The organism is Klebsiella sp. F11, from assembly GCF_056712265.1.
On record NZ_CM160060.1, the window covers coordinates 746,373 to 759,663 of the forward strand.

The following is a 13,291-nucleotide window of genomic DNA, read 5'->3' on the forward strand; positions in this document are numbered from 1 at the left end:
CGGCGGCGTTACTGATAGGAAAAGGTAATGCTCGCGAGGGCCCTGGCGCTGCCCGGCACCAGCTCACCGGTGCGGACGTACTGCGCCTGGAACGGGAGTGACAGGATTTGGGTCGCCGTCGTGCTCTGGATAAAGAACTGGTTGGCGGTACCCGCTGCGGAGCTGTCTGGCCCCATCATCAGCGGGCCGCTGCCGTTATAAAAGAACTGCACGCCGATACCGGAGGCGGTTGAATCGCTGGTCAGCGTCACGACGGAAGAGGTGTTAGACGGAGTGGTCTGATCGGTCATTACCGCATACAGCGCTACCCGATCGTCGCAGGTCAGGCTGACGTTAAACGACCCCGATGGCGACGTGCTACCCACCTCGGGCAGCGTATGAATATCCGGCTCGCCCAGATCGATGCTGGCGCTTTTGGTGCCCACCGTGCAGCCGCTGGCCGTCACCGTAATGGTGGTGGGATTGATGATCACCTGCGCCGTTTTGACCTCGTTATTGTAGGCCGTCAGGATCGCGGCGCTGATGGCCGAGGTTTGATAGACGCCGGACTTCAGCGCGCTTCCTGTTTTAATAAAGGTTACTTTTGCCGACCAGCCCAAATCATAGGCGAGGGGGCTAGTGCCATCCGCGGGATAGCTTTGGGTGACGCCGGTTTGCAGCGGCACGTAGGTTGTGCCGTTAAAATCCTTCAGGCCGATGATATAGCCGACGCCGGGGACTCCGGTTTCGAACACGGCATAGTTGACGCCATCCACGTTGACGGTGATTCCCGCGGACACCGCGCTGGCGCTGGGTTCGAGGGTCCCTTTGGTACAGATAAAGATGTATCCGCACCAGAACACCTGCTGCACGTCGACCGATGCGCTCCAGGTCGAGCCGATAATATTGCCCGGGATCACCGAATCCGCCGGACCGACGTAGTCCATCGGCTGCGGGGAGAGCACGATATCGGATTTCCAATCCAGCGCCGCAGCGTTCAAGCTGGCGCACAGCCAGCCGATAAGCAGTAAAAAACGCATTATTGATACTCCGTAGTCCAGGTGGCGATGGCTGAAACGTCTCCGGCGCTGACGGCGGCGCCGTTGGCCGCCAGCCGGGCATAAAATGTCATCTGCACGCGCTCATCTCCCGACTCGCCGTAGGCCGCCGTTTGGGCCTCCAGCGGGATCGGTACCCCGTCTTTATCGAGGATTTGCACCGCCACGCCGCTCGCGCCGCCGCCGTCGACCTTAATCAGCTGCGGGTTGAGATCGTCCGGCGTGCCGCTAAAGCGGATCTTCACTCCGGCAAAGGTTGGGCCGCACTCTTCCAGGGCGAGCGTGAAGGCCCGCTTGATATTGCTTACCGCTCCCGGCGCGCGAAACTGCTTCATACCGATGGTGCCCAGGGGGACGGTTTGCTCCGCTGACTCGGTGGAAACCACGCAGGTATTGCCGATCAGGTTTCCGGTTACCGAGACCAGCACGTCGTAGCCGCGGGCCGGAGCGGCGAGGGCGATAAGCAGCGCTATACCTGATATCCGGGCCGCTACTGGCATACTGCCTCCTGGGTATAAAGGCCCGTACGGGCGCTGTAACCCTGCGGGTTCAGGCGATATTTAGCGACGCACCTTTTGTCGCTGCCCTGCCCCCAGACGGCGCTGAGCGTGCCTTCCGCCGGCAGGCCGGTGAGATAGAGGCTGCCGCCATCGCCCACGATGCCGCTGGTTTGCTCATCGGCGAGCGTGACGACGGTACCAAACGGCAGCGCCTCGCTGCGGGAGCGGAGCGTGAACAGGGCCTTTGCGCCCCGGCGGGTGACGATGGTGGCGCGCACCAGCGCGCCATCGGTCGGCGTTTTACTGACGATGGCGTTCTCCAGCTCAACGTCGTTTCCGGCGGTCGTGACGTCCAGCGCCACCTGGTTGACGCGATAGGGCGTGGCGTACGGGATGACGGCATAGCCGCGGCTATCGGTTTTGATCCCTTTGTGATTAAGCACCGCCACGCTCGCCGCTCCCGGCGCCTTGACGAGGATGTTGGTATTCCCCAGCGGCTGGCTGAGGGTCAGGCCATCTTCATGCAGCACCGCGCCGCCGCTCATGCCGTAGCTGAGGCTGCGGGAGTCGCCGGAGTAGCTGTAGCCCAGGCCGTAATCGCCCCGCTGGCCTTCGTACTGCAGCGCGACATCGCCGCCGTACCGCTGCTGCGTGCCGTAGCGCTGGTTGACGTTGTAGAACAGGTTCTCCTGCCCGGGGACGTAGCCGCTTACCCCCGCGCTGCCGGTGGCTCCCGTTGAGTCCGCCCGGGTGGTGGTAAAGCGCGCCCTGGTGGCCAGCTGCGGGTTGCCGAACGGTACGGAAAGCGACATCGCCACAATGTTATCTTTACGGCTATCGAACAGGCTGGTGCTGCGCTGAAAGCTCACGCCAACGGAGACGTTGCGCACCATCGCGTTCCACGCAAACTGCATGCTTTGCGTTCTGTTGGCGGTGCGCCAGTAGGTTTGCCGATCCCACGACAGGGAAAGCGAGCCAAATTGGCCCATTGGCTGCGACAGCAGCAGCTGATTCTTCGCCTTGTGCGACATATTCAGGTTGTACACGTTCTCATAGCTGGTGGTGACGGTGCCGTCGGCCCCGGTGACCTGCTTCGTCGTACCGCCCGTCATCCCCTTATAGGCGGTGTCGCTGAGGGTATAGAACCCCTGCGTTGAGTAGCGCAGCGAGTAGAAGTTAAAGCGCGTGCCGATGCTGTTCAGCAGCTTGCTGTAGCGCAGACGCACGGAATCCCCGCGGTAGGTCCGATCGTCGGCCAGCACGCTGCGCGCGTGGGTCACATCGACGGAATAGGCGCCAAAGCGCCCGAGATTTTGCCCAATGCCCAGCGCGAGCCCGCTGTAGCGCTCTGCAAGCTGGGCGCCGCCGTAAAAGGTGAAGCCGTATTTCCAGCCGAAAAACAGCTCTCCCTGGGCAAAGGTCGGGGTGTTCTGGCTGCCGATGGGGCGGAGCTTTCCGGCGCCGAGGGCGTATTTTATCTGCCCGCTGCGCACGAGGTTCGGCACGCTGGCAAACGGCACGGTATAGTGCGTTTTGCTGCCGTCGCTCTCCTCAATCGTCACCCGCAAATCGCCGCCGGACGACGTGGGGTAGAGATCTTTCAGTATGAACTCCCCGGCGGGAACACTGGTTTGATAAATGGTGTTGCCGTTCTGCTGTACGGTGACGGTCGCGCTGCTGCGGGCGATGCCGCGAACCTCCGGCGCATAGCCGTTCAGGCTGGCAGGCAGCATATTATCATCGGTTTTCAGCGCGAGGCCGCGCAGGCCAACGGAGTCAAAGACCTGAGCGGAGGTGTAGGTTTCCCCGGCGTACGCCTGCGCTTCCAGGGCGGTGATATCCCGCTGCAGCCAGGTCTGTACGTGGGTAAGCGTATTCGCATCTTTGGTCCACGTCGTGTAGTCGCGCAGCCGCCAGGCGCCCAGGTTTACGCCGCTGTTCAGGCTAACGAACAGCTGCCGGGCGCGGGTGCGCTTATTGCCCCGGTACTCATTGCTGGCGCCGTTAACGATATAGTTCAGCCATGCGGCAGGGATCCCGGTCTCCCGGCTCTCAGGGCTGACGTAGCCACGCGGAAGATTGCGCATATAGCTTTGCGGCAGGCTGAGATTGAGCGTCAGCGTCTTCTGGTCGAAGTCAAAGCTGGCGTCGGGAAACTGGTGGTTTAAAAAATAGCACTGCCGGGTCAGCGGCGGCTCTTGCGTGGCCTGGCGGCTATCAATGCCCAGGGCGGCAATCTGCTGCGCCGTGACGCAGGGCTGAGCCTCCTTCCGGGCCGCACTTTTATCAACGCTGAATTCCACGTTGCCGGTGAAGGCGTAGTTTTTATTGATGTAAACGTTAATGTTGTATTCGCCCGGCGGTAGGGCGCTCCCCGCATTGACCCACGAGAGGTCGGCAATATTTCCGCTTTCGCCGTTGAGGAACGCCGGGTTAAATTGCAAATCGTTCTCTGCGGCAGAGACATACCGAACGGCATGGCAGATCATCAGGGCACAGACGATTCTTGCTTTCACGCGCTCACACCTTTCTTATTTTATTTCCGGTTCAAAGACAGGCTGACGGCAGGCGTCCACGCGCCGTAATCATTGATGGTCTGATAGCTAAAAGTACTTGCCTGACTGAATGAGCCCGCCAGGGTGACGCTGGCTTTTGGCGGCACCATCGCCGGCTGCACCGGCTTGCCGTCGACTTTTAAATTGATGGTGGTGAGGTAATAAGGCGTTGGGTTATTGAGCGTAATTTTGCCCGCACGGTAGTCGCCGGTTATTTTTTTCCAGCCTTCGCTGGCGCCGCTTCGCAGGCCCTCGGGACGGTAAAAAACTTTTATGCGGTTTGCTGAAGCGAACTGCAGTGAATTGCTGGCAGCGCTTTTGGATTGCTGCGGAATGGCTTTGACCGTAATCCAGTACAGCGTTTCCCGATCCTGCGGCAGGGATTTACCGCTAAACATAATCTTCACCACGCTCTCGGTCGCCGGTTTTAAGACATACAGAGGCGGCGTAATGACGAAATCGTTGGAGCGCCTGTCTTGCTGATCCTCAACCCATGACTGGATGAGGAATGAGGCGTCGGGATGCGTGTTTCTGACCTGCAGCATCGACTGGTTCGCGCTGCTGAGGTAGACCATTCGCGTCGCGCCCAGCCCCACGCCGCCGGCGCAGGCTACGGATGACCACAGCGAGCCGAACAGGCAAATCCATATTAATGAGCGCATAGCGTCTCTCTCCCTGAAGGTTGAGCCTGGCCCGGCGACGCGGCCGGGCCAGAGGATTACGAATAGGTTACGGTGTAGGTGGCGACGGCGCTGGCATCTCCGGCCGTGGCGTTGCCCTGCGGAGAGTAGTATTTGGCGCTGAAGTTCAGGGTGTTCGAGCCGCTACGCAGCTCGACGGGAGCCGCGGCCTCGCCCAGCCTTACGACGTTGCCCTGTTCGTCATACAGGCGAATGGCGACGTTTTGCGCCGAGGCGCTGCTGCCGTTTGAGCCGACGGCCAGGCCGTCGGCATCGGTGCTGTCCGGCGTGCCGGTGAAGGTCACGGCAACCGTCGTGGCCGGGATCGGCTCTTCCTCGGTGCCGGCGGAGGTGTCGGCGACTTCACAATCTTCAAGAACGATGGTGAACGCCTTCGCCGTGCTGGCTTCGCTGCCTGCCGCGGCCAGCGTAGCGGTACGAACTTCCCCCAGATCGACGTCAATATTGGCTCTGTTGGCGCTGATGGCGCAGGCCGAGGTTACGACGCTGCCGCTGAAGTTTACGGTGCCGCCGCTGGTGGTGGCGGCCAGCGAGGAGCCCGCAGGCAGCAGGGCCGCAATGCCGAGCGCCAGCAGAGTTTTGCTAGTTAAGTAAGCTTTCATTGTTCTGATTCCATAGTTTTGTTATGACGAGATTGACTCTGAAGGCCGCAGAGCTAGCTGGTTAAAAACACCAGTAAATCTGTTTTATTTCTGAGCCCGAGTTTTCTTATTGCTGAGCTTTTTAACGCGCTGACACGGCGGTATGAAAGCTTCTCTATTTCTGCTATATAACGTATATCCAGTCCTTTTCTCAGTCTCTTCAATACCCTCCATTCCCCTGGCGTCAGCGAAAGTGCCATTGATTTCTTTTTGGGCTGATAGCGGTTTTCCGCCATTTTTAATAAACAGGTTCGCCAGCGATAGAGCGGATCCTGTAATGAAATATAGGCATCAATATCGCCATGTACCCACAGTGATGAATTTACCGCGGCGGAATACATATATATAAGCATCTCCGGGTAGCTGGCTTTAATCGTTTTTATGTATGCCAGGCAATCCATTCCGATATGATGTTTTTCTATTCCGGAGATGAAAGTGACGTCAATTTTGGTTACGGCTAAAAGATCGTCAAGGTGCTGGTAATCATTGATCGATGTTGTGATCTGAATATCAGCGTACATTCCTTGTAATAAGGCGGTAATGCCGCCACGCGCGAAGCGATCGCCGCCAATTAACGCTATATTTAAATGATGCTGTAGCCCAGGTTTATTCGCCATGTTTTTCCCTCGATTTATAATAGTAATGAGGTCAACCTGTATGCGTATGACAGGTATCAACCTGTATTGCTGTATTTTCGCAGCAATTAAGCCTTTTACTTTGTAGTGCTACTATACCTTGAGAGATGAATACGTAATCTCAATTAATCTTAATTTATATTAATTGCTGAGAAGGCGGCCGCCCGGTGAGCCCGTTCGCCGACCTGTACTGGCTTAATCGTGGGCGAGCTGGCCCCGCGTCCCCGCGAAGGGCGGTTTTTCAGACCGCTTCTTATCGTTTTTTCTCACCGCTTCCGGCGCGCGTGAAGCCGAAGTTAATCTTATTTTTTTATTTTAATATCAGTAGGTTGATTTTTTATTCTGCGGGAGAACGTGGCGATGGAGTGAACGAGAAGAGCGCAAGGATGGGCCTGCAGGGCCGCGTTTTTGCGTCGGTTGAGTGAAGATAGGATCAACTTAAGAAAAGTTAAGACAAGAGCGTGGACGCCCGTCAGGCGACGGCCGATAGCGGGCTAAGGGCGGGGTTAGCGTTTATTGTACTTCAGTTAACCTGCAGAACAATGACAGGAAAATAAGATATTTCGCCAGTGGCTGTGATATACAGCGCCTGGTTTATCGGCCATATTAGCCCCTCAGAGAAGGGATGGATTCATCTCTTCTTATTCATATGGTGATAAGACCTGGGTACTTCCGACATGCTTTAAGCGGAGATTTTTCACCGACTGTATGCACAAGCATTATATCATCAACGGAATAGTTGAATTCCATCCCGTGGACGGTACGCTGCGCGATCTTAACAACCCGGATCGCGTGGTGGTGCTCAATTCACCCGCGGGGCGCTGTTTATTATTATTAATAGAACGGGCCGGCTCGATTGTGACTCAGCAGGAGTGTATGGATATCGTCTGGCAAAGGCGAGGGATGCTGGTTTCACCTAATACCTATTACCAGAATATTTCGGTTCTGCGTAAGGGATTGAAAAAAATTGGCTTTCAGAACGATCCGATCGTTACTATTCCGCGTATTGGATTAACGCTGGCCAGCGAAATGACGATAACGATTAAAGAGGTTCCGCGGCAGGCGTCAGAGGATGAAGAATATGCTCCCACGGCGTCGGATGACGCGAGCGTTTCACCGGCTGAACCTACGCCGCCGCCCGCAGTAGCGGTTTATTCACCGTCGCGTCAGCGGTGGTGGATGAAAGCGTTATTTGTGGTTTTGTTATTTGCCAGCGCAGGGGGGATTAATCATGAACTTTCCCGGGAAAAGCTTTTTATTGATGACTATTACTTTGCAAGTACCGTGGGAGCGTGCCGGGTTTATCTGGCAAACAGCATCCAGGCGCAGAGCGATCGGGCGAGGGCGTTGACCTACGTCGGGCAATTTAAAGATGGCTGCGTGAACTATCCATGGGTGTATATCAGCCGGTACGCTCGGCTGCCTCGAGCTTCCGTTATTCGGTGCGATCGGTCGATGAAGGAGCCAGGCCGCTGTATTTCAGACTATTTTATTGAGGATCGTTAGCATGGCCCATCATCGTCAGGTGCTTTATCTGTCCTGCTTTTGCCTGCTGCTTGGCGCCGTGCTGGCCGGTTATTTTTTATGGCGTCGCTATTACGTTGTGCCGTTTTCCTGTCGGGTGAGCTTTGTCCAGCATCATCCGGATACGACCCTCGTTTTATGGATGAACTACACCGTCGATGGGAGGAGCGGGACGCTCAGCATCAACGGCCACGTGCAGGGGGAACCTGGCAGAATAATTAACCGTAAAATATCGTTTCTGGCGACGCGCAGAGGCAGCGCTTACTACCTGGTATCAGAACACAATATTAAATTTCCGGACGATAACGTGGCGGATAGCTGGCTGGAAAAATATGAACCCCTGTTTTTCGTCTACCCGGCAAAAAATATCTATATGCGCATTCATGAACAGGAGAACGGTAGCTATCTCTTTATTTTGGGAACGCTTCCGACCTACGTGTGCAGCAGCGCCACAAGACAGACTGTGGAGCGGTAAACCGCTACCGTCGGCTGGCGCTTCCGTCTACCGCTCCAGCGCGCCCGCCCGCTTATCCAAACTGTCGCGTTATAGTCAGCCAATATGGGCACTATTTGGAATTAACGCCTGAAAAAGATACGCTCCGTCACGAGATAAAAAGCCAGTACGCCGACGCCCGCGGCGGCTGAAAATAAAAGATGAGCTATATTGTTGTCACGTTCTTTGCGCCACCGCTACTCGCTCCCCTGATATCGGAGATATCTCTATGAAACTATTACATCTCATCGCCCTGGCTCCTCTATTACTGCTGCCGGCAAGCGCATTGGCCTCCTCGGCGGCCGCGTGGCAGGAATTTGATACGGTCGTTCAGCGCTCCTGCCTGGCAAAAAGCGACCTGTTGCATAAAAAGGTGACAGGGCAGCGCGTCGATTTTAGTGATGATGTCGGCTACTCGGCGCTTATTATTTCCGGTAAAAGAGTCGATATCGGCAAATCGCAAACGGTGAAATCTCTCTGTCTGTATAACCGGCAAAAACAGACCGCCAGCCTTGCCGATATGCCATAAGTTGACACTCCTCTCCCCTGAAGGGCGATCTCTCCTGGCGCATTTGGGCCGAAGCTCTGCCGGCTTCGGCCTCTGCGGCCGTCAGCGAAATTTACGCGAACGTATCCTTTTTAATATTCTCTAATTTATTGTTTTTAAACAAATATAAATGACTGTGCTTCCATCTTTCTCTGCCCGGCGAAAGTTATCACAAATTTGTGAACGTTTCGGGAGGATTTGATAAGAACTCCCTCTGTAAATTGACATCATTCCTTTTTCATAGAACGCGGGGCGATGATGTTAAACAGACGAAATTTCCTGTTGGGAGGCAGCGCGATCGCAGCTGCCGTCCTGGCGGCAGGGCGCTTCCCCTCTTTGTTTGCCGCTGATAGCAAAGCGACCGCCGCTCCGGCGGGGGCAAAGTTTGCCATAACGCATAGTCCGCAGGAGTGGCAGAAGCTCCTGACGCCTCAGCAGTATTACATCCTGCGGGAGGCGGGGACCGAGAGGCCTTATTCCAGCCCGCTGAACGATGAACACCGGCGCGGCACTTTCGTCTGCGCCGGCTGCCAGCTACCGCTTTTCTCCTCCGCCGCTAAATTTGACAGCCACACCGGCTGGCCCAGCTTCTGGCAGCTGCTGGATGACGCGGTGGCAGAGAGCCGCGATAGCTCATTTGGCATGGTGCGCGACGAAATTCATTGCCGCCGCTGCGGAGGGCATCTGGGCCACCTGTTTAACGACGGCCCGGCGCCGACCGGACTACGCTATTGCATGAATGGCGATGCGATGCTGTTTAGACCGGAAAAAATATAGCCCCACGGTCCACAATAAGGACGCTGATTATGCTGGTTATTTTTCTTGCTTATCTTGGGGGGCTGTTGACCATCGCCAGCCCCTGTATTTTACCCGTGCTGCCGTTTGTTTTCGCCCGTTCGGATCGGTCGTTTATGCGTACCGGTCTGCCGCTGCTGGCGGGGATGGCGATAACCTTTACGCTGTTTGCCACGCTGGCTGCCGTGGGCGGTGGCTGGGTGGTGGCGGCCAACCAGTATGGTCGTGACGCCGCGCTGGTGTTGATGGCGCTGTTTGGCATAACGCTGCTGTTTCCCCGTCTGGCGGATCGGGTCATGCATCCGCTGGTTTCTGCCGGGAACACCCTGTCAAACCGGATTACCGCCGGTAAATCCTCCGGCGCGGGCAGCTCATTTTTGCTGGGTATTGCCACCGGTTTGCTGTGGGCGCCGTGTGCCGGGCCGATCCTCGGTCTGGTTCTGACCGGCGCAGCGCTGCAGGGCGCGAATATTAACTCCACCTTGCTGCTGCTGGCTTATGCCGCCGGCGCGGCGACTTCGCTGGCGCTGGCGCTGCTGATTGGCGGTAAAGTCTTTGCCACCATGAAGCGCTCGCTGGGGGTTGGGGAGTGGATCCGTCGCGCGCTCGGCGTCGGGATGCTGATGGGCGTGGTGGCGATTGGCTTCGGACTGGATACCGGCGTGCTGGCGCGGATTTCGACGGCATCAACCGGCGGTATTGAACGGGCATTGATACAAAAATTCTCTCCGGGCAGCGGCAAAAACGCCGCGGCGCCTGCGGTGACCCCCGCCAGCGCCGTAGCCAGTACGGCTGATAGCGGCACAGCATCTTTGTTGAGCGATTATGGGCTGGCGCCGCCGCTGACCGGCGCCGTGCAGTGGTTGAACTCGCCGCCGCTGACCCCGGAAGCGCTGCGCGGCAAAGTCGTGCTGGTGGACTTCTGGACCTACTCCTGCATCAACTGCCTGCGTTCGCTGCCCTATGTTAAAGCCTGGGCGGAGAAGTACCGCGATCGGGGGCTGGTCGTGGTTGGCGTGCATGCGCCGGAATTCGCCTTTGAAAGAGATACCGGCAACGTCGCGAAAGAAGCGAAAAAGCTGGGCGTCACGTATCCGATTGCGATCGATAACGACTACCGCATCTGGCGTGCCTTTAATAACCAGTACTGGCCAGCTCACTACTTTATCGATGCCAGCGGGCATATCCGCTACGAACACTTCGGCGAAGGCGATTATGACCGCTCTGAACACGTGATTCAGGAGTTGCTGCGTCAGGCGGGGGCAAAAGATGTCGATAACAGCGTCAGTACGGTTTCAGCGACGGGCGTCGAACAGGCCGCCAGCGGTCAGAGCAATATTTCTCCGGAAACCTATCTCGGCTATTCGCGCGGAGCAAACTTTGCCTCCGATAAGGTCAGCGAAGACCAGCCTGCTGATTACCATATTGCGGCGCTGCCCCTCGATTCATGGGGGCTGGAAGGACGCTGGACGATTGGCGACGAGCACATCACGCTGAACGGCAGCACCGGCAAGATCGCCTATCAGTTTCATGCCCGCGACCTGCATCTGGTTCTGGGGCCGGGTAAAGACGGGAAACCCGTTCGCTTTAAGGTGCTGGTTGACGGTCAGGCTCCGGGCAGTATGCGCGGGGCCGACGTGGCCGCCGACGGTAGCGGCACGGTGACGGAGCAGCGTTTGTATCAGTTAGTTCGTGGGTCTGATGGGGTGGGTGAACACACCTTCAGCATTGAGTTTAAAGATCCGGATGTAAGCGCATACGCTTTCACATTTGGCTAATACAGGTGGTGATGAAGATGAAAAAAATGACCCGTTGTATCCGTGCCGTAGGCGCTTCGGCTCTGGTGGTGAGCGCGCTGGTGTTCCAGAACGTCGCCTGGTCTGAAGCGGAATCCGCGGTAGTTATTCCTGCACCGCTGCAGGATGAGGCGCCTGCTGAGGCGGGCCTGGAAACCGCCGTCCTTGCCGGCGGCTGTTTCTGGGGCGTGCAGGGCGTATTCCAGCACGTTAAGGGCGTCACTAATGTGACTTCCGGTTATACCGGCGGCAAGGCCCGCACCGCGTATTACGATAGCGTGAGCACCGGGATGACCGGCCATGCCGAGTCGGTACAGATTACGTTTGATCCGAAGCAGGTGACTTACGGCCAGCTGCTGCAGGTTTTCTTCTCGGTCGCGCATAATCCGACGGAGCTGAACCGGCAGGGGCCGGACTACGGTACGCAATATCGTTCCGCGATATTTCCGATGAGCGATTCGCAGGAGAGGGTGGCGAAGGCCTATATTGACCAGCTTAATGGCAGTCATCGTTTCAACGCGCCGCTGGTGACTAAGGTTGAGGAACGCGCCAGCTTCTATCCGGCGGAGAAATATCATCAGAACTTCCTCAACGACAATCCGGATTATCCGTACATTGTGATCAATGACGAGCCTAAAGTTGAGCAGCTGAAAAAGAACTTCCCGGCGCTGTGGAATAGCGAACCGGTGCTGGTGAAAGGTTAATGATTCCCCACCGCGTCGCCGTCAGGGGACGCGGTTTTCCGTTTCAGTGCGGGAGGCTATTTTTGCCGGCCGGGATCTGGCGGATGCGGGAAGAGGTAATATTTTTTATCGCCAGTTTGTTATGATCCGCTTTCGGGCGCAGGAGCAAATTTATACCCCATGCCCCAGACGGTTAGCAGGCGCTCCGGCACCGCCGGGTTACGTTCAATCTTGATCCGCAGGCGGTTAATATGCGTATTGACCGTATGCTCATAGCCTTCATGCTGATAGCCCCAGACCTGATTGAGCAGGCTCATGCGCGAGAACACCTTGCCTGGGTTTTTGGCGAAAAAATAGAGCAGATCGAATTCACGCGGCGTGAGCTCCACCGGTTTGCCGTCCAGATGCACCTCCCGGGCGATGGGATCGATTAACAGGCCGTTAAAGCGCAGCATCCCGGCGTCCATTTTCATGGCGCCGATCATTGCTTCCGGCGGCGAAACAGGGCCTTGATGCGGGCGACCAGCTCCAGCATGGAAAACGGTTTTGCCAGATAGTCGTCGGCCCCGAGCTCCAGGCCCAGCACGCGGTGTATTTCGCTGGAGCGGGCGCTGATAATAATGATCGGCGTATAGCGGGTCATGTTACGCGCCCGGCGGCAGATCTCCAGCCCGTCGATCCCGGGGAGCATTAAATCGAGGATCAGCGCATCCCAGCCGCCTTCTTCCAGCAGGGCGACGCCCTTATTACCGTCATTAGCATGGGTAATGTCAAAGCCTTCATCGTGCAGATGAAGGGAGAGAAGATCGGCAATATCTGCATCATCTTCGACGATCAGGATTTTTTTTGCCGTTACGCCAGCCATGTTGAGCTCCTCGTTTTGCTGTCTACCTTAGAGCTTACACAACTCCCTCTGCTGGCGATGAAATATCACATTTTATTTAAACTTGAGTGAGGCTTTGGGGAACAGATGTGGCGGATAGTCGGTGATGGTATCGCGGGTATATCGACAATAACTGAGGAAAACAGGATGAAAAAATTAGCTATTCTCGCACTGTCAGCCGTCTGTGCTATGGGTTCCGCGGCGGCGAGCTATGCGGCAGATTCAATGAGTGAAACGTCATCGACCACCATGATGAAAGCGGACCCTAACGCCGGCGCAATGATGAAGGGCGATAATCATTCCGGCACCATGATGATGAAAGGTGACAAGCATTCAGGCGCCATGATGAAAAAGGAGAAAAAGCACGGAGATGCGATGGCGATGAAAAAAAAGGACGAAGTTAAAAAATCCATGTGATGCCAGGCGCTGGCGCGGCGTTTCGGTGAAAGGCACGCCGCCAGCGTTTTTTGTGGGAACGTCGCAGTCCGGCGCTGCCGAACT

General features: G+C 56.7%; 13 protein-coding genes and 1 pseudogene. 7 read left to right on the forward strand and 7 right to left on the reverse strand.

Features of this window, described 5'->3' with window-relative positions; genetic code table 11:
* Positions 1-8 precede the first annotated feature (8 nt).
* Genes AC1M2H_RS03770 through AC1M2H_RS03795 form a run of 6 tightly spaced genes read right to left on the reverse strand, consistent with a single transcriptional unit; the run spans position 9 to position 6,051 of the window.
* Complete coding sequence (locus AC1M2H_RS03770; RefSeq protein ID WP_480150350.1) at positions 9-1,019, reverse strand: fimbrial protein; 1,011 nt, start codon at positions 1,017-1,019, stop codon at positions 9-11.
* Complete coding sequence (locus tag AC1M2H_RS03775) at positions 1,019-1,537, reverse strand: fimbrial protein (RefSeq protein WP_480150351.1); 519 nt, start codon at positions 1,535-1,537, stop codon at positions 1,019-1,021. The genes AC1M2H_RS03770 and AC1M2H_RS03775 overlap by 1 nt, the downstream gene beginning before the upstream one ends.
* Complete coding sequence (locus AC1M2H_RS03780) at positions 1,528-4,053, reverse strand: fimbria/pilus outer membrane usher protein (protein WP_480150352.1); 2,526 nt, start codon at positions 4,051-4,053, stop codon at positions 1,528-1,530. The genes AC1M2H_RS03775 and AC1M2H_RS03780 overlap by 10 nt, the downstream gene beginning before the upstream one ends.
* A gap of 20 nt (positions 4,054-4,073) precedes the next feature.
* The gene (locus AC1M2H_RS03785; RefSeq protein WP_480150353.1) at positions 4,074-4,754 is read right to left on the reverse strand and encodes a fimbrial biogenesis chaperone; all 681 of its coding nucleotides are present in this window, start codon (positions 4,752-4,754) and stop codon (positions 4,074-4,076) included.
* Between the two features lie 56 nt (positions 4,755-4,810).
* Positions 4,811-5,395 carry a fimbrial protein gene (locus AC1M2H_RS03790; RefSeq protein WP_480150354.1) on the reverse strand — a complete coding sequence of 195 codons (585 nt, stop codon included), beginning with the start codon at positions 5,393-5,395 and terminating at the stop codon, positions 4,811-4,813.
* Between the two features lie 53 nt (positions 5,396-5,448).
* On the reverse strand, positions 5,449-6,051 hold the full coding sequence (locus tag AC1M2H_RS03795) for a helix-turn-helix domain-containing protein (protein WP_480150355.1): 603 nt from the start codon (positions 6,049-6,051) through the stop codon (positions 5,449-5,451).
* Between the two features lie 726 nt (positions 6,052-6,777).
* Here AC1M2H_RS03795 and AC1M2H_RS03800 point away from each other — a divergent pair.
* The 6 genes from AC1M2H_RS03800 (at position 6,778) to msrA (ending at position 11,928) form a co-directional block, all read left to right on the forward strand.
* Positions 6,778-7,575 (forward strand): winged helix-turn-helix domain-containing protein, encoded by a 798-nt coding sequence (locus AC1M2H_RS03800; protein WP_480150356.1) that lies wholly within the window; start codon positions 6,778-6,780, stop codon positions 7,573-7,575.
* A 1-nt stretch (position 7,576) separates the two neighbouring features.
* On the forward strand, positions 7,577-8,068 hold the full coding sequence (locus tag AC1M2H_RS03805; RefSeq protein WP_480150357.1) for a hypothetical protein: 492 nt from the start codon (positions 7,577-7,579) through the stop codon (positions 8,066-8,068).
* A 247-nt stretch (positions 8,069-8,315) separates the two neighbouring features.
* Positions 8,316-8,615 (forward strand): hypothetical protein, encoded by a 300-nt coding sequence (locus tag AC1M2H_RS03810; protein ID WP_480150358.1) that lies wholly within the window; start codon positions 8,316-8,318, stop codon positions 8,613-8,615.
* A 354-nt stretch (positions 8,616-8,969) separates the two neighbouring features.
* Positions 8,970-9,410: a peptide-methionine (R)-S-oxide reductase MsrB gene (msrB, locus tag AC1M2H_RS03815; RefSeq protein ID WP_480152310.1), complete on the forward strand. Its 441-nt coding sequence runs from the start codon at positions 8,970-8,972 to the stop codon at positions 9,408-9,410.
* Positions 9,411-9,439: 29 nt separating this feature from the next.
* Positions 9,440-11,206 (forward strand): cytochrome c biogenesis protein DipZ, encoded by a 1,767-nt coding sequence (locus tag AC1M2H_RS03820; RefSeq protein ID WP_480150360.1) that lies wholly within the window; start codon positions 9,440-9,442, stop codon positions 11,204-11,206.
* A gap of 17 nt (positions 11,207-11,223) precedes the next feature.
* Positions 11,224-11,928 carry a peptide-methionine (S)-S-oxide reductase MsrA gene (gene msrA / locus AC1M2H_RS03825; RefSeq protein ID WP_480150361.1) on the forward strand — a complete coding sequence of 235 codons (705 nt, stop codon included), beginning with the start codon at positions 11,224-11,226 and terminating at the stop codon, positions 11,926-11,928.
* A 119-nt stretch (positions 11,929-12,047) separates the two neighbouring features.
* Here msrA and AC1M2H_RS03830 read toward each other — a convergent pair.
* A pseudogene (locus AC1M2H_RS03830) lies at positions 12,048-12,772 on the reverse strand (response regulator transcription factor).
* Between the two features lie 165 nt (positions 12,773-12,937).
* Here AC1M2H_RS03830 and AC1M2H_RS03835 point away from each other — a divergent pair.
* Positions 12,938-13,207: a hypothetical protein gene (locus tag AC1M2H_RS03835; RefSeq protein WP_480150362.1), complete on the forward strand. Its 270-nt coding sequence runs from the start codon at positions 12,938-12,940 to the stop codon at positions 13,205-13,207.
* The last annotated feature ends 84 nt before the right edge of the window (positions 13,208-13,291 follow it).